This window comes from Sphingopyxis sp. H115, assembly GCF_001468465.1.
GTDB lineage: Bacteria > Pseudomonadota > Alphaproteobacteria > Sphingomonadales > Sphingomonadaceae > Sphingopyxis.
In genome coordinates this window covers 12,285-28,430 of record NZ_LNSA01000024.1, presented here as the reverse complement: position 1 = coordinate 28,430, position 16,146 = coordinate 12,285, and the positions used below count along the sequence as shown (strand labels likewise).

Annotated in this window: 15 protein-coding genes; 12 read left to right on the top strand and 3 right to left on the bottom strand. The window is 65.0% G+C overall.

Features of this window, described 5'->3' with window-relative positions; translation table 11 throughout:
- The first annotated feature begins 83 nt into the window (after positions 1-83).
- From ATE71_RS15760 to ATE71_RS23070, 9 genes are read left to right on the top strand one after another with little or no spacing between them, the layout of a single operon-like run.
- Positions 84-980: an MBL fold metallo-hydrolase gene (locus tag ATE71_RS15760; RefSeq protein WP_414893026.1), complete on the top strand. Its 897-nt coding sequence runs from the start codon at positions 84-86 to the stop codon at positions 978-980.
- On the top strand, positions 977-1,417 hold the full coding sequence (locus ATE71_RS15755) for a YeeE/YedE family protein (RefSeq protein WP_058804271.1): 441 nt from the start codon (positions 977-979) through the stop codon (positions 1,415-1,417). The genes ATE71_RS15760 and ATE71_RS15755 overlap by 4 nt, the downstream gene beginning before the upstream one ends.
- Complete coding sequence (locus tag ATE71_RS15750) at positions 1,414-1,824, top strand: DUF6691 family protein (protein ID WP_058804270.1); 411 nt, start codon at positions 1,414-1,416, stop codon at positions 1,822-1,824. The genes ATE71_RS15755 and ATE71_RS15750 overlap by 4 nt, the downstream gene beginning before the upstream one ends.
- Before the next feature lie 21 nt (positions 1,825-1,845).
- Positions 1,846-3,426 carry a bifunctional protein tyrosine phosphatase family protein/NAD(P)/FAD-dependent oxidoreductase gene (locus ATE71_RS15745; RefSeq protein WP_058804269.1) on the top strand — a complete coding sequence of 527 codons (1,581 nt, stop codon included), beginning with the start codon at positions 1,846-1,848 and terminating at the stop codon, positions 3,424-3,426.
- Between the two features lie 7 nt (positions 3,427-3,433).
- On the top strand, positions 3,434-4,216 hold the full coding sequence (locus tag ATE71_RS15740; RefSeq protein ID WP_414893024.1) for a sulfite exporter TauE/SafE family protein: 783 nt from the start codon (positions 3,434-3,436) through the stop codon (positions 4,214-4,216).
- Positions 4,217-4,227: 11 nt separating this feature from the next.
- On the top strand, positions 4,228-4,686 hold the full coding sequence (locus ATE71_RS15735; protein ID WP_058804267.1) for a DoxX family protein: 459 nt from the start codon (positions 4,228-4,230) through the stop codon (positions 4,684-4,686).
- A 37-nt stretch (positions 4,687-4,723) separates the two neighbouring features.
- Positions 4,724-6,130 (top strand): cytochrome ubiquinol oxidase subunit I, encoded by a 1,407-nt coding sequence (locus ATE71_RS15730; protein WP_058804266.1) that lies wholly within the window; start codon positions 4,724-4,726, stop codon positions 6,128-6,130.
- Entirely contained in the window at positions 6,127-7,125 is a 999-nt protein-coding gene (gene cydB / locus ATE71_RS15725; protein ID WP_058804265.1) for a cytochrome d ubiquinol oxidase subunit II, read from the top strand. Before ATE71_RS15730 ends, cydB begins: the two co-directional genes overlap by 4 nt.
- A gap of 1 nt (position 7,126) precedes the next feature.
- A complete protein-coding gene (locus ATE71_RS23070; RefSeq protein WP_152998812.1) occupies positions 7,127-7,231 on the top strand; it encodes a DUF2474 family protein in 105 nt (34 codons plus the stop codon).
- An 81-nt stretch (positions 7,232-7,312) separates the two neighbouring features.
- Here ATE71_RS23070 and ATE71_RS15720 read toward each other — a convergent pair whose 3' ends face one another.
- Complete coding sequence (locus ATE71_RS15720; RefSeq protein WP_058804264.1) at positions 7,313-8,767, bottom strand: CHAD domain-containing protein; 1,455 nt, start codon at positions 8,765-8,767, stop codon at positions 7,313-7,315.
- A gap of 319 nt (positions 8,768-9,086) precedes the next feature.
- Between ATE71_RS15720 and ATE71_RS15715 the strand changes: the two genes are divergently transcribed.
- Together ATE71_RS15715 and ATE71_RS15710 are read left to right on the top strand one after the other, a co-directional pair.
- On the top strand, positions 9,087-9,998 hold the full coding sequence (locus ATE71_RS15715) for a LysR family transcriptional regulator (RefSeq protein ID WP_058804263.1): 912 nt from the start codon (positions 9,087-9,089) through the stop codon (positions 9,996-9,998).
- A gap of 99 nt (positions 9,999-10,097) precedes the next feature.
- Positions 10,098-11,342, top strand: coding sequence for an acyl-CoA dehydrogenase family protein (locus ATE71_RS15710; protein WP_058804262.1), 1,245 nt, complete (start codon positions 10,098-10,100; stop codon positions 11,340-11,342).
- Between the two features lie 36 nt (positions 11,343-11,378).
- Here ATE71_RS15710 and ATE71_RS15705 read toward each other — a convergent pair whose 3' ends face one another.
- Together ATE71_RS15705 and rtcR are read right to left on the bottom strand one after the other, a co-directional pair.
- Positions 11,379-12,257 carry an ROK family protein gene (locus tag ATE71_RS15705; RefSeq protein ID WP_058804261.1) on the bottom strand — a complete coding sequence of 293 codons (879 nt, stop codon included), beginning with the start codon at positions 12,255-12,257 and terminating at the stop codon, positions 11,379-11,381.
- A gap of 78 nt (positions 12,258-12,335) precedes the next feature.
- Entirely contained in the window at positions 12,336-13,925 is a 1,590-nt protein-coding gene (rtcR, locus tag ATE71_RS15700; protein WP_058804260.1) for an RNA repair transcriptional activator RtcR, read from the bottom strand.
- 268 nt (positions 13,926-14,193) lie between these two features.
- Between rtcR and ATE71_RS15695 the strand changes: the two genes are divergently transcribed.
- Positions 14,194-15,741 (top strand): vWA domain-containing protein, encoded by a 1,548-nt coding sequence (locus ATE71_RS15695; RefSeq protein WP_058804259.1) that lies wholly within the window; start codon positions 14,194-14,196, stop codon positions 15,739-15,741.
- Positions 15,742-16,146 lie beyond the last annotated feature (405 nt).

The following is a 16,146-nucleotide window of genomic DNA, read 5'->3' as shown; positions in this document are numbered from 1 at the left end:
TTGACGCAATCACTCTATTCAATTACATAATTTATGTAAATCTGATTTTTAAGGATCGGCAAATGGCGGACGAAGTTATCGAAATGGCTGGCGCCCAGATCGCGGCAACCCAAGCACAAGCATTCGAAATCAAAGCCTTTTTCGACGATGCGACGAACACGATTTCCTATGTCGTCAACGATCGCGCGACGCGCCGCGCGGCGGTGATCGACTCGGTTCTCGACTATGATCCGGCGGCGGGGCGCACGTCGCACGAGTCGGCCGACGCGGTGATCGCCTACGTCGAGGCGCAAGGCCTGACGGTCGACTGGCTGCTCGAAACCCATGCCCACGCCGATCATCTGTCGGCAGCGCCTTATCTGCAGGACAAGCTCGGCGGAAAGATCGCCATCGGTGAGCATATCGTCACCGTGCAGCGCAATTTCGGCAAGCTGTTCAACGCCGGCAGCGACTTTCAGCGCGACGGGTCCGATTTCGATCAACTGTGGAAGGACGGCGACCAGTTCCGGATCGGGGAGATACCCGTCACGGTCCTCCACGTCCCCGGTCACACCCCCGCCGACAGCGCCTATGTCATCGGCGATGCGGTATTCGTCGGCGACACGATGTTCATGCCCGACTATGGCACCGCGCGCGCCGACTTCCCCGGCGGCGATGCGCGCCAGCTGTTCCGCTCGCTGCGCCGTATCCTCGACCTGCCCCCGCAGACGCGCCTGTTCATGTGCCACGACTATCTGCCCGAGGGGCGCGACAATTATGTTTGGGAAACCACCGTCGCCGACGAGCGCGCGCACAATATCCACGCGCACGACGGGGTAAGCGAGGACGAATTCGTCGCGATGCGCGAAGCGCGCGACATCGCGCTGTCGATGCCGCGGCTGATCATGCCGTCGATCCAGGTCAATATGCGCGCGGGCCATATGCCCGAACCCGAAGACAATGGCATCCGCTACCTCAAGATCCCCGTGAACGCCGTATGATCGCGTCCTTTCCCCAGGCGATGCCGATACAAGGACTGGCCGGCGGCCTGCTCATCGGTATCAGCGCCGCGATCCTGCTGCTCGGCAACGGCCGCATCGCCGGGGTCAGCGGGCTCGGCGCGCGAGCGCTCGGTATCGCGGATACCGGGGCGCCGCGCGCGATGGCGGCCGCATTCATCATCGGCCTGCCGGTCGGCGCGGCGCTCGTCGCACTGCTGCTCGGCGGGGTCGAAACACGCTACCCCGCCGCGACGTGGCAGGTCGCCGTCGGCGGACTTCTCGTCGGCTATGGCACGCGGCTCGGTTCGGGTTGCACAAGCGGCCACGGCGTGTGCGGCATGGCGCGGCTTTCTCCGCGATCAATCGCTGCAACGCTCCTGTTCATGGCCAGCGGCATTACGACCGTCGCGCTGATGCGGACGGGCGGCCTGTTGTGAGTCGCCTGCTCGCCGCACTCGTCGCGGGTACGATCTTCGGCGCCGGCCTTGCCTTGTCGGGCATGGCCGATCCGCAGCGTGTCCGCGCCTTTCTCGACATGTTCGGCCAATGGGATCCGACGCTGGCCTTCGTCATGGCGGGCGCGCTGGCGCCGATGGCGCTGGCCTGGGCGGTGCAGCGCCGCGCCGCGCGCCCGGTGTTTGCCGACAGCTTCGATCTGCCTGCGACGCGCGGCATCGACGCGCCGCTCGTCGTCGGCGCGATGCTGTTCGGGATCGGCTGGGGGCTGAGCGGGCTTTGCCCCGGCCCCGCGGTCGCGGGGCTTGCGCTCGCGCCCGCCCAGGCTGGCATCGCGGTTGCGGCGATGATCGCAGGCATGGTGCTGCACCGCCTGACCCGCCGCTGAAGAAGAAGACGGAGAGGACCTATGGACATCAGGACAATCGACGCGCGGCTGAGTGTCAGCCCGCAAATCCGCCCCGAGGACGTCCCCGCGATCGCCGCGGCCGGCTATCGGTCGATCATCTGCAATCGCCCCGACGGCGAAGAAGCGGGCCAGCCGCCCGCCGCCGCGATTGCCGCCGCGGCGCAAGCGAGCGGCCTTGCCTTCACCCACCTGCCGGTTGTGCCGGGCCAGACGAGCGACACCGACGCCGCCCTGATGGCAAACGCCCTCGCCAACCTGCCCGCGCCCGTGCTCGCCTATTGTCGTTCGGGCAGCCGTTCGGAAAAGCTGGCCGCTATGGCGGCGCTCCGGGCGGCCCCGGATACGCCCGGCGACTTTGACATCGTCATCGTCGGCGGCGGCGCTGCGGGGATCGCGACGGCGGCGAGCATCCTGCGGCGCAATCGCGACGTCAAACTGGCCCTCATCGAGCCATCGGACGACCATTATTACCAGCCCGGCTGGACGATGGTCGGCGCCGGCGTTTTCGATGCGCCCTACACACACAGGCGCGAGGCCCGCCTGATCCCGAAGGGTGCCGAATGGATCAAGGGCGCGGTCGCCCAATTCGATCCCGACGCCAACCGCGTCGAACTCGATGACGGACGCCGCATCGCCTATCGCGTGCTGATCGTCTGCCCGGGCATCAAGCTCGACTGGGACGCGATCCCCGGCCTCGCCGCAACGCTCGGCCGCAACGGCGTGACGTCGAACTATCGCTACGACCTCGCGCCCTACACGAACCGGCTTGTCCGCCAGTTCCAGGGCGGCACCGCGATCTTCACCCAGCCGCCGATGCCGATCAAATGCGCCGGCGCTCCGCAAAAGGCGATGTACCTCTCCTGCCACCGCTGGGAAAAGGCAGGCGTCCTCGATGCAGTCGAGGTCCAGTTTCACACCGCCGGCGCGGTGCTTTTCGGTGTCGAGGCCTATGTCCCGGCGCTGATGGATTATGTCGAACGCTACGGCATCGACCTCAATTTCGCGTCGCAACTCGTCGCGATCGACGGCCCTTCGCGCACCGCCACCTTCGAACAGCGCCGCGGCGACGACGTGACGCGGATCGAGCGGCATTTCGACATGATCCATGTCGTGCCGCCGCAGGTGGCACCGGACTTCATTCGTTCGAGCCCGCTCGCCGCGCCGTCGGGCTTCGTCGCCGTCGACGAGGCGACGCTGCAGCATCCCGCCTATGCCAATATCTTCGCGCTCGGCGACGCCTGCGCCGCCCCCAATGCAAAGACGGCGGCCGCCGCCCGCAAACAGGCGCCGGTCGTCGCCGTCAACGCGCTCGCCGCGCTTGCCGGCAAGCCGCCGGTGGCGGATTATGACGGCTATGGCAGCTGTCCGCTGACGGTCGAGGCCGGCAAGATCGTGCTCGCAGAATTCGGCTATGGCGGCAAGCTGCTGCCAAGCTTTCCGTCGTGGCTGATCGACGGCACAAGGCCGTCGCGCCTGTCGTGGCTGCTCAAGGACACCATCCTGCCGCCCGTCTATTGGCACGGAATGCTGAAGGGCCGCGAGTGGATGGTGAAACCGCACCCGATCGCGGCGAACGGCTGAGCCGGTGATCGACGCGCTTCATTACGGGCTCGGCGGCGTGTCGGGCGTGCTGGTCGGCTTCGTGCTCGGGCTCGTCGGCGGCGGCGGGTCGATCCTCGCCGTGCCGCTACTCCTGTACCTCGTCGGGGTGAAGGACCCGCATGTGGCGATTGGCACCAGCGCTTTTGCGGTCGCCGCGAATGCCGCGATCGGATTGTGGAACCACGCACGCGCGGGCACAGTCAACTGGCGCTGCGGATTCATTTACGCCGCGGCCGGCGTCGTCGGTGCCTTCGGCGGATCGACCGTCGGCAAAAGCATCGACGGGCACCAGCTTCTCTTTCTTTTCGCGCTGCTGATGATCGCCGTCGCGATCCTGATGTTCCGCGGCCGCGGCAACGAAGGCATCGAGGGCGCGATGTGCAGTCGCGAGAATGTGGGCAAGGTCGCGAGCTATGGCCTCGGCACCGGCGCCTTCTCGGGCTTTTTCGGGATCGGCGGCGGCTTCCTGATCGTCCCCGGCCTGGTGGCATCGACCTCGATGCCGATCCTGCGCGCGATCGGGACCTCGCTGGTCGCGGTCACGGCATTCGGGCTTACGACCTCGTTCAACTATGCACTGTCGGGGCTCGTCAACTGGCCGCTGGCCGGCGTGTTCATCCTCGGCGGCATCGCGGGAAGCGCGATCGGGACGCGGGCCGCGCGGGCATTGTCGGCGGACAAGGGCAGGCTCAAAATGATTTTCGCCGGCTTCGTGATGATCGTCGCCTTTTACATGCTGTGGAAGAGCTGGGCCGAACTGGCGGGATAAGGGGAAGAGACATGTTCAAAAGCATCGAGGCGGGTCTTGCGCCGGGACCGCGCACCAGTGCGCTGGTCGATCCACTGTTCCGCCTGCTGACTAGCCTGATCTTCATCATCGGCGGCCTCGGCCACTTCGGCCAGCATCGCATGATGCTCCAGCGGATGGGGGAATCGCCGTGGGCGGGCACCGTGCGCATGATCGGCGACCCATCGGTGCTGCTGTGGCTTTCGGGTATCGCCTTCGTCGCCGCCGGTGTGACGCTGGCGTTGGGGTTCCTGACACGAGCCTCGGCGCTCATCCTGTTCGCAACGCTGGTCCCGGTCACCGTCGCGGTGCACCTTGTCCCCGATCCGTCGCACGTCGGCCCTTTGTTTAAGAATATCGCGATCCTCGGCGCGCTCCTCCTGATCTGGGCGCGCGGACCCGGCGCTTTCGCCTGGGACAATCGGACCACTCCCCGCGGCGGCGAAAAATGATACTATTCCAACCAGCACCTCCTCTGGGAGAACGACGATGATCGAACAGGACTGGGCGATCCTGCTTGCCCGCATTCAATTTGCCTTCACCGTCAGCTTTCATTTCCTGTTTCCGGCCTTCACGATCGGTCTCGCAAGCTTCCTCGCCGTGCTCGAAGGGCTGTGGCTGAAGACCGGCAAGGGCGTCTACGCGAACCTCTACCGCTATTGGCTCAAGATTTTCGCGGTCGTTTTCGCGATGGGCGTCGTGTCGGGCATCGTCATGTCCTATCAGTTCGGCACCAACTGGTCTGTCTTTTCAGACAAGGCCGGCCCGGTCATCGGACCGCTGATGGCCTATGAGGTGCTGACCGCCTTCTTCCTCGAGGCGGGTTTCCTTGGCGTCATGCTGTTCGGCATCAACAAGGTCGGCCGCAAGCTGCACTTCGTCGCGACGCTCGCCGTCGCGCTCGGCACCTTCATCTCGGCCTTCTGGATCCTGTCGGTGAACAGCTGGATGCAGACGCCCGCGGGCTTCGAGATGGGCGCGAACGGACAATTCCTTCCTGGCGATAGCTGGCTGCCGATCATCTTCAACCCCAGCTTCCCCTATCGCCTCGTGCATACCGTCCTCGCGGCCTATCTGACGACCGCCTTTGCGGTGGGCGGTGTCGGCGCTTGGCACCTGCTAAAGAACCGGCAGAATCCCGGCGCGCGCAAGATGTTCTCGATGGCCATGTGGATGGCCGCGATCGTCGCGCCGATCCAGGTCGTCGCGGGCGATTTCCACGGTCTCAACACATTGGAGCATCAGCCGGTCAAGGTGATGGCAATGGAAGGCCATTATCAGAGCCACCCCGATGGCGCGCCGCTCATCCTCTTCGGCATACCGAACAGCAAGGAAAAGCGCGTCGATTATGCCATCGAAATCCCGAAGGCCTCTTCGCTCATCCTGAAGCACGACCCCAACGCACCGCTGAAGGGCCTGGATACGGTTCCCGACGCCGACGAACCGCCGGTCGGCATCGTCTTCTGGGCGTTTCGCATCATGGTCGGCCTCGGCATGGCAATGGTCGGGATCGGCCTTTGGAGCCTCTTCGCGCGCGTGCGCCGCCGACTCTACGATATGACATGGCTGCATCGTGCCGCCGTCGCCATGGGACCGAGCGGCTTCATCGCCGTCCTCGCCGGCTGGGTCACCACCGAGGTCGGTCGCCAGCCCTTCACCATCCACGGCCTGCTGCGCACCGCCGACAGCGCATCGCCGCTCGACGCGCCTGCGGTCGCGGCATCGCTGCTCGCGTTCGTCGTCGTCTATTTCGCAGTGTTCGGCATGGGCATCTGGTACCTGCTGCGCCTGATGAAAAAACCACCCGAAGCGCATGAGGCCGCGCTCGACGGAATGCCGATCCGCTCGGCCGGGATCACGCCCGCCGCCGCTGTCATCGAAGGAGAAGGCGCATGACCGACCTGACGATTATCTGGGCCGGTATCATCGGCTTCGCGATCATCGCCTATGTCGTGATGGACGGCTTCGATCTCGGCATCGGCATCCTCTTTCCCTTTTTCAAGGTGGGCAAAGATCGCGACGCGGCGATGAACAGCATCGCGCCGGTGTGGGACGGCAACGAGACCTGGCTCGTCATGGGGGTCGGCGGCCTCCTCGCCGCCTTCCCGCTCGCCTATGCGATCATCCTGCCTGCGCTCTATGCGCCGATGATCGCCATGCTGCTCGGCCTCGTCTTTCGCGGCGTGGCGTTCGAGTTTCGATGGCGCGATCCGGCGCACCGGGAATTTTGGGACCGAGCATTCACGCTGGGTTCGATCGTCGCGACCTTTGCGCAGGGAATTGCGCTCGGTGCGCTGCTTCAGGGCATCACCGTGGAGGGCCGCGCCTATGCGGGCGGATGGTGGGAATGGCTGTCGCCGTTCAGCCTGCTGACCGGTGCCGGGCTGGTCGTCGGCTATGCCCTCCTCGGCGCATGCTGGCTCAACTGGAAGACCGAAGACGCGCTCCAGCGCCAGGCCGTGACCTATGCCGGACGCCTTGGCATCCTGCTCCTCGCCATGATCGGCGCGATCAGCCTCGCCACGCTGACGCTGGAGCCGCAATATCATCAACGCTGGCTGAGCTTCCCCGGCGTGCTCGCGACCGCGCAGGTGCCGCTCGCGACGGTGATCGTCACCTTCCTCTTTTATCGCAGCCTGCGCCTCAAGCGCGACGCCCAACCCTTCCTGTGGGCGCTCGCACTGTTCGGGCTCTGTCTTGTCGGCCTTGGGCTTTCGATCTGGCCCGACGTCGTCCCGGCGCGCGTCACGATCTGGGAAGCCGCAGCACCGCACCGCAGCCAGGTGTTCATGCTGGTCGGGGCGGCGATCATGGTGCCGATCATCCTCGCCTATACTGCCTGGTCCTACTGGGTGTTCCGCGGCAAGGTTGGGCCGGACGGATATCATTGAAGTGGCTCGCCTGAAGGAGATAGGCTGGTTTGTAGCCATATGGGCAGCCAGCGTCTTGGTGCTGGCTGCGGTCGGACTTTTGATAAGAACGATACTGCGTGCCTGATAAATCGAGAGACAGTTCAAAACCTTTTTACAAATTTTTCGAAGCCGGCCGATACCCATCAGGGCACGGCAATTCGCGCGATCACCAAAAGCGCTTGGTATCGAACAGCTCGTCATACGCACGTTCCGCGCGGTCGATCATTTCCTTCTTGCCTATTTCATTCGCAAGAAGCGCAGCTGCTCCATCTTGGTCGGCGATTCCAAGTTTTTTCAGCAGAACCGGGGCAGCAGCGAGGTCGTTGAGCTTCCCAAGACGATCCTGCAGCCCTTCTAGCGCCGCGACAAAGCGCCTGCGCCTCCGCTCCTCGCGCTTTCTATCAAACAGGGAAGCGAAAAACTCACTCGCGTAGCGCAGCTTTTTCGCATCTTTGCGGAGCTCGTGCCGTGTTTCGTCGTCGGCGGAGGCAAGCGCCTTACCCCGGCGTTTGATCTTGCGCCGGAGGCGCGCGAGCGCGTTTGCAGCAAAGACGCGAGCCGGGTCGCTTCCATCGACCTCTCCACCATCGCCGTCAGTCCAGCGGCTCTGTTCCAGCCAATGCGCGACGTTCAACATCAAAATGCGGGCCCGGTGACCCGCCAGTGTCTCGATCAAATGGTCATAGGATTTCTCGCGAGCGGCAGCGATGCGATCGCGCAGCGCTCCCGATGGCGCCCGTTCGAGAAGCACGTCGATGTCGCGGGCCTCCCCAAAGCAGGCGGCAAGCCATTTAAGCTCCTCGCGCAGGGCCGCGCCATCGTCTCCGGTCATCGGCTTGAAAACTGAAAACGCCGAGCGCATCCGGCGGATTGCGACACGCGCCTGATGCAGCGCATCGGGGTTGCGGCTCGAAAGCAACAGGTTTTCGTTGAGCCGAAATTGGCGAACGCCTGCCTGGACGATCCGCTTGAATGCCTCTGCGGCGCGCATATCCGCTTCCAGCGCAATAGGCTCGGCCTTGACGCTGGCCCGATCGGGCTCTGCCAGCCGGTAACCACGTTCCGATTTGGTCAGCACGCCGAGGCGTATTGGAGCGATGGCGTCGATCTTGCGCGCAAGGCCGAAGAGCGCCGCCGGGTCACCCAACTTCAGTTCGAGCTCGATCTCGCAGACGGGGTCCGACCGGTCGCCTACGTTGACATCGCCGCGGTCGAGAACGACCTCGATCGTCGTTCCGTCCTCTTCGACAACCCATTTGCACCGCTCGACCTTCACAACGAACCGGGGCGTAACCTCGCCGGCGTCGTCGCCGACGACGGTGGGCAGCGGGGTCGCATAGTCAAGTACGGGAGCGTCGTCGTCCACCGCGCGCTCCCATTCGGTGCGGGCGAAGAGCCCGGCCGACCTTCCTCCACCGGCTTTGATCGTCTGAATGCGCGTATTGCCGGTGCGGCGGATGCGAAGTGAAAAGCCGGCCTTCGCAAGCGCATTTTCGTCGGTATCGAAATAGGTCGAGACCTGCTCTGCGACCTTCGCCTTTTCACCGAACAGCTTCGACGAAACGATTCGGTCCGCGTCGGCAAGGGACAATTCAAGCTTCAGTTCGATTTCGTCGACCATGGAAAGTCGGTCCCGTTGAGTAAAGCTGTGTTCGGCCAGATATCCGTCAAAAGGATTAACATTACTATCGTCGATCTAGCACGAACCGTCACCGAAACGAAATGGCGGCGCCAAGGAACGACCAAAGGTTTGATGAAACTATTTCAAGTGGGCCGCAACTGCCCCGCCCCTCCAACCAGGACACGGATGGTGCAGGCGCCCCCGCACCTTGGCAGGCTCCACAGGCGGCGCGCACCATGCCCGCCGTCCGGTTCCCTTTCGCCCGGCCGGTTGCTATGCCTCGACCCTCGCCTGCGCTGCCATCGCCTAGGAACATGTCTTGCGGCACCTTGCCCGGTTCGATCTCAACCTGCTGCGGATTTTCGACGCGATTTTTGCGAAGGGCGGCGTTTCGGCGGCGGCGCGCCACCTGAACCTGTCGCAACCGGCGATCAGCCACGCGCTGGCCCGGCTGCGCGCACAATTCGACGACCCGCTCTTCGTGCGGCAGGGCAACCGCCTTGTCCCGACGTCGGCGGCGCGGGCGATCGCCGGCCCGGTGCGCGAAGCGCTGCGCGGGCTCGACGCCGCGCTCGATGCGGCGACCGCGTTCGATCCCACGCAAACGGCGCGCGAGTTCCGAATCGGGGTTCGGCTCTCGGGCGAGATGCCGCGTTTTTCCTCGCTGGTCGCGCGCGTGCGCGCCGAGGCGCCGCATGCCGCGCTCGCCAGCGTCACCTTCCGGCGCCGCGAGCTCGTCACGATGCTCGCGAACGGCGATCTTGACCTTGCGCTCGATGTCGCGTTGCCCGCCGATGGCCAGCTGTGCCGCCACTATCTCGGCGCCGAGAAGATCGTCGTCGTCGCGCGCAAGGGGCACCCGTGCGTCGACGGCGCAATCGACCTCGACACCTATCTGGCGCTCGACCATATCATCGCGACGGCGCGTCCCTATGGCCCCGGGATCGAGGATATGACGCTCGACCGCATGGGCCTCGCGCGGCGCGTCGCCGTCCGCTGCCAGCACGCCATCACCGCATGGCAGATCGTCGCCGCGTCCGACATGCTCTTTGCGCTCCCCAAATCGCACGCCGCGGTGCTCGACGCGATGTGGCCGATGCAACTTCTCGACCTGCCGCTGCCCGTCGAACCCGGCGGCAGCTATCTCTATTGGCATCAGGCGGCTCAGGCCGATCCCGGGCTCGGTTGGCTGCGTGCGATCATCGTCGATGAGTTGGGCAAACCGGCATAGCATCTATTCGGTCGGCGAATATAGATTATTCAACCCTATCATTATCCTTGATGGCATAGCGCCGCTACCTTCTCCGGCGAAAACCTGCTGGAGACGCAAATGACCGAAATCGAACTTCAGGCCGAACTCAACGACCTGCGCATGTCGAAGGAAGCGCAGCCGCTCTTCGACGCGGTGAAACGCCACATCGCCGACAATGTCGATCCAATTACCGAAGAGTTCTTCCGGCTCGGCGAAGGCCGCGCCGACCGCTGGAGCTGGGCACCGGGACAACTCGAACTGCTCGAGGGCGCGAAGAACAAGGCGAAGGCCGCGGGCCTGTGGAATTTCTTCCTGCCGCACGGCGACACCGGAACCCCGCTCACCAATCTCGACTATGCCTATATCGCCGCCGAACTCGGCAAATCGCCGCTCGCCTCCGAATCGCTGAACTGCTCGGCGCCCGACACGGGCAATATGGAAGTGCTCGAAATGGTCGGCACACCGGCGCAAAAGGAGCGCTGGCTCAAACCTCTTCTGAACGGCGAAATCCGCTCGGCCTATGTGATGACCGAACCCGGCGTCGCCTCGTCCGACGCAAGCAACCTCGAGACGAGCGCAGTGCTCGACGGCGACGAGTGGGTCATCAACGGCGAGAAATATTTCATCAGCGGCGCGGGCGACCCGCGGTGCAAGATATTGATCTGCATGCTCAAGACCAATCCCGAAGCGTCGCGCAAGGGCCAGCATTCGCAAATCCTGGTGCCGATGGACACGCCGGGCGTGCAGGTGCTGGGGCCGATGCGCGTGTTCGGTGCCGACCATGCGCCGCAGGGGCATATGCACATGCGCTTCGACAATGTCCGCGTCCCGCGCGAGAATATCCTGCTCGGCGAGGGGCGCGGTTTCGAGATTTCGCAGATGCGCCTAGGCCCGGGCCGCATCCACCATTGCATGCGCACGATCGGCAAGGCCGAAGTCGCGCTCGACCTGATGGTGAAGCGCGGCAATTCCCGCACCGCTTTTGGCCGCCCGCTGTCGCAGCTTGGCAAGAATCTCGAGGTGATCGCGCGGGCGCGCGTCGAGATCGAGGCGATGCGGCTGATCGTGCTCAAGGCCGCAAAGGCGATGGACCTGCTCGGCAACCGCGAGGCGCGCGTCTGGGTCAGCATGGCGAAGGCGATGGTGCCCGAGCGGGCCTGCCAGATCATCGACCAGGCGATCCAGATCCACGGCGCCACCGGCATCTCGCATTGGACGCCGCTCGCCGAGCTCTACGCCGATGTGCGCCACCTGCGCTTCGCCGACGGGCCCGACGAGGTTCATTATATGGTGGTCGGCCGCGACGAGCTCGCGCGCCACTGATCGGGCGGGCGGCGGTCACGCACCGCCGCCCCGCCATCATCCCGGAAGCCCATGTCCCTCGGCCAGCGCGAGGGCGCCGAGCAGGCCGGTGTTTTCGCCGAGTGCCGGCGCGACGATGATATCCCCGGGCGTCCCCGCGAAATAGCCTGCCGCGGCATTCGCCGCTTCTGCGCGCACGCGGTCCAGCAGGCCGGGCGTTCCCATCACGCCGCCGCCGAGGATGATGCGCGCGGGTTCGAGGATCGCCTGAAAGGTCTGCGCCGCCTGCGCGAGATACCAGGCGATGACGCTGTGCCCGATATGATCGTCGGGCAGCTCCGATAGCGACGCGCCCCAGCGCGCGATGATCGACGGGCCCGCAGCTAGCCCTTCGAGGCAGTCGCCGTGGAACGGGCAATGGCCCGCGAAACCCGCGTCAGCAGGGTGGCGCGGCATGCGGACATGACCCATCTCGGGGTGACTAAGGCCGTGGATCAGCCGCCCGCCGACCACCGCGCCGCCGCCGACGCCGGTGCCGACGGTGAGGTACAGGGCCGAATTCATGCCCTGCCCCGCGCCCCATTTCCATTCGGCGAGCGCGGCGCCGTTGACGTCGGTGTCGATCGCGACCGGGCAGCCGAAGGCGCGCGCGAAGGGGCCGGCGATATCGGCGTCGTTCCAGTGCGGCTTGGTGGTGCGGGTAATATGGCCCCATTTGGGCGATGCGCGATCGAGGTCGAGCGGGCCGAAACTGGCGATGCCGACCGCGGCATAGGCGGCGCCCTGCGCGCGCAGCCAGTCGATCGCGGCGGGGATCGTTTCGTCGGGACGCGTCGTGTCGATACGGGTGCGCGCGTGGATCCGGCGCGTCGCGTCGCCCACTCCCACGATGAACTTGGTGCCGCCCGCTTCGATCAGCGCGACCTTCTCAGGCATGCCCTATCCCCTGTCTTCGGGGGGGCGATAGCGCGCTTCGACACGGGCTGCCACCGCTTCGACGGCGTCGATTGCTGATCAGCGCGCCGTAACGCCCGTCCAGTCCAAGTCAAAGCGCGCCAGATATTTGCGCAGCCGGTCGGCATCGTTGGTCGATTTGCGTTCCGCGCGTGATGCGGAAAACAGCGATCGGCCCGCCGCGGACAGGCTACCGCTCTGCCCGCAAACAGCGACGACATAGGCGAGTTGCACCCGGTCGAACGGATCGATCGTCCGAAGCCGGCTTTCCGGCAACAGATCGTCGAGCACATCGCCGCGCGCCTCGCCTCCCGACCACAAGGATTGCAGCCTGCCGGTTTCGGACGCGACCGCTGCCGAATCGATCCGGCCCGCCGGGCTGAGCGTCGCCATGCGGGTGACGCTCGCGGCCAGGTCGCGGAAATTGCCTTTCCAAGGGGCGGCCGGGCTCTCCGCAAAGGCCAGATATTTGTCGCGCGCCTCCTTGTTGAAGGTGACGCGCGCACCCTCGCGCTCGGCGAAACGCTCCAGCTCGTAATCGAGATTGGGGGCGATATCCTCGCGGCGCTGCGCCAGCCCCGGCAGGCTGAATGTCCAGAGGTTGAGCCGCGCGAACAGATCCTCGCGGAACCGCCCGGCGTCGACCTCGGCCACCAGATCGCGATTGGTGCCGGCAATCAGCTGGAATTCGCTGCGCGCTTCGCTGTCGGCACCGACCGGAAGGAAACGCCCTTCCTCGATCGCGCGCAGGATCATCGCCTGTTCGTCGAGGCCGAGTTCGCCGATCTCGTCGAGGAAGAGCAGCCCCTTGTCGGCGGATTTGAGCAGGCCCGGGCGGTCCTGCGCCGCGCCGGTAAAGGCGCCCTTGCGGTGACCGAACAGCGCCGACATCGCGCTGTCACCCTTCAGCGTCGCGCAATTCACCTCGACAAAGGGACCGGCAATCTGGTGGCGCAGCTTCTTAAGCTCATAAATCTTGCGCGCCAGCTGGCTCTTGCCTGCACCGGTGGGCCCCATCAGCAGGATCGGCGCGCGGCTGCGCACCGCGACCTGCTCGATTTCTTCGATCATCCGGTTGAACGCCGCATTGCGCGTCTCGATGCCGCTCTTCAGGAAGCTCGCGCTCTCGGCGCTGGCTTCGGCAAAGCGTGTCGCGATGCTGTCGTAACGCGAGAGGTCGAGATCGATGGCGTTCCAGGTACCGATCGGCTGCGGCGCGCCGCGTTGCGGCTGCGTCTGAAGCAGCCGCCCCGGCAGGTAGCGTGCCTCGGTCAGCAGAAAGAGACAGATTTGCGCGACATGCGTCCCCGTCGTGATGTGAATCAGATAGTCCTGGTTGTCGGGATCGAACGGAAAAGCGCGCGCGAAGTCGAGCAGCTTCCCATAGACTTCCTCGAAATCCCACGCGTCGTCGAAGTCGAGCAGTTGCGGAACCACCTCGGTCTCGGGTGACACGTCGCGAATATCGGCGGCGACATAGTCGGCAAGCCGGCGATGATAGCTACCGTGCAAAAGGATGAAGCGGTCGACCCGCAGATCCTCCTGCATGCAGATGCTAACCGTCGGCCGCCATTTGCTCCAGCGCGACGGTCCGAATTTGGCGGCATCGAGCGTCGAGCCGAGGAATCCGATAACGGTGACGGGTTTCATGAGAAATTTATACAATAGGATAAACTACGATACAATATAATCGTATTTTCTCCCTGCCCCGGCCAAGCAAGAATTGACCACCCCATTTTTATCTTTTTAAAAACAGTGTTTTGATGAAATTCCGTCGATCGCTTTTTCGATTGGCACGCCTCCTGCACCACTGTCGGCGTCGGGGCTCACGTCCCCCGGCACAAGTGGAACGAAGGGGCGGCCGGAATGGGCTGGCCGCCCCCGAGGGTCCGGCAAGCGATTTCAAAGGAGTTGGACGATGGCCAACAAGAACCTGTTTTCCACCGCGCTCGCGCGCTTCCTGCCGCAGACCGACGCGGTGAACGACGCCGGCGGCGCGGCCTATGCCTATGGCCCGGAAGCGAAGCTCGCGCAGCTTGCGGCGACCGGAACGCTGTCGGACGGCTATTATTCGGGCGCCGATGCGCAGCTCGCCGACGTTCTGGCGGCGGCGCAGGCGGTCTCGCCCGATTTCGTCGCCAAGGCCGCGATCTATGCCCGCAAGTCGGGCGCGATGAAGGATATGCCGGCGCTGCTCGCCGCGTACCTCACCGTCGCCGATCCCGACCTCGCGGTGCGCGTCTTCGGCCGCGTGATCGACAACGGCCGCATGCTGCGCAACTTCGTGCAGATCATGCGATCGGGTCAGGTCGGTCGCCGGTCGCTCGGCTCGCGCCCCAAGCGGCTCGTCCGCGAATGGCTGGAACAGGCCTCGATGCCGCAGCTCATGGCCGCGGCAACGGGCAATGATCCCAGCCTCGCGGATATCGTCCGCATGGTCCACCCGGCGCCGGCCTCGGCCGAGCGGCGCGCCTTCTATGGCTGGCTGATCGGCAAGCCCTATGATGTCGCGGCGCTGCCCGAGGAAATCGCGGCGTTCGAGGCTTGGAAGCGCGACCCCGCGGGGCCGCTGCCTCCGATGCCGTTCGAATGGCTGACCGCCTTTCCGCTGACTGCGGAAAATTGGGCGGAGCTTGCCGGCCGGATCGGCTGGCAGGCGCTGCGCATGAACCTGAACACGCTGGCGCGCAACGGCGCGTTCGACGTGAAAGGCGTGACCGAGAAGGTCGCGGCGCGACTGTCCGATGCCGATACGATCGCCCGGGTCCGCCCGGCGCCGTATCAGCTGATGGTCGCGATGGGTCAGGTCGGCGACGCGGTTCCGCTGCGCGTCCAGGCCGCGCTCGAAGAGGCGCTCGAACTGTCGGTTGCGACGGTTCCGGTGCTGGCGGGCAAGGTTGTGGTATGTCCGGACGTCTCGGGCTCGATGAGCTGGGCGGCGACCGGATACCGCAAGGGCGCGACCTCGGCGGTTCGCTGCATCGACATCGCAGCGCTCGTCGCGGCGGCGGTGCTGCGCACCAACCGGCAGGCGCGGGTGATGCCGTTCGATGTCGACGTCGTCGACATGGCGCTCGATCCCAAGGCGCGCGTCGCGGTCAACGCGGCGCGGCTGGCGGCGATCGGCGGCGGCGGCACCAATGTCTCGGCTCCGCTCGCGCGGCTGAACGCCGAGCGCGCGACGGTCGATACGGTGGTGATCGTGTCCGACAACGAAAGCTGGATCGATCCCTCGCGCCACGGCGCCACGGCGACGATGAACGAGTGGAACAAGCTGAAGACCCGTAACCCGGGCGCAAAGCTGATCTGCATCGACATCCAGCCCTATGGTACCACGCAGGCGCGTGACCGGAAGGACATCATGAATGTCGGTGGCTTCACCGACGCGGTCTTCGATGCAATGGCCCGCTTCGCCACCGGCGAAACGCGCGACTGGGTCGAGATCGTGAACGAAACGGAGGTATAATGGGAAACGTCACGGCGAATGCCGGAAGGACTACATCGACCCTTAATCGCCAGGTCGCGGGTTCGAATCCCGCCGGGTTCCTCTATGGACCCGTAGCTCAGGGGTAGAGCAGGACCGTCTTTCCAAATCCTCGTCGCCGTTACGTTCTTCGCTTTTTTTTGCAGAATTGCAGCGGATGCCGGTGGGACTACATCCTCGACAGAGGTCCGACGAGTAAAGCGCCCAGACCCTTGAAGGCTTCTGGGAGATGCGGGTTCGAATCCCGCCGCTGGAACGTAGCTTAAGGACCGCTGTCTCACCAACTCTCGCCGCTGCGAGACTGTCAAACGCCGGCGGATGCCGGGCGGGACTACATCTTGCCACGATGGCCCTTTGGGCAGTCTCGTCCTTCTTTCTCGCCGCCGG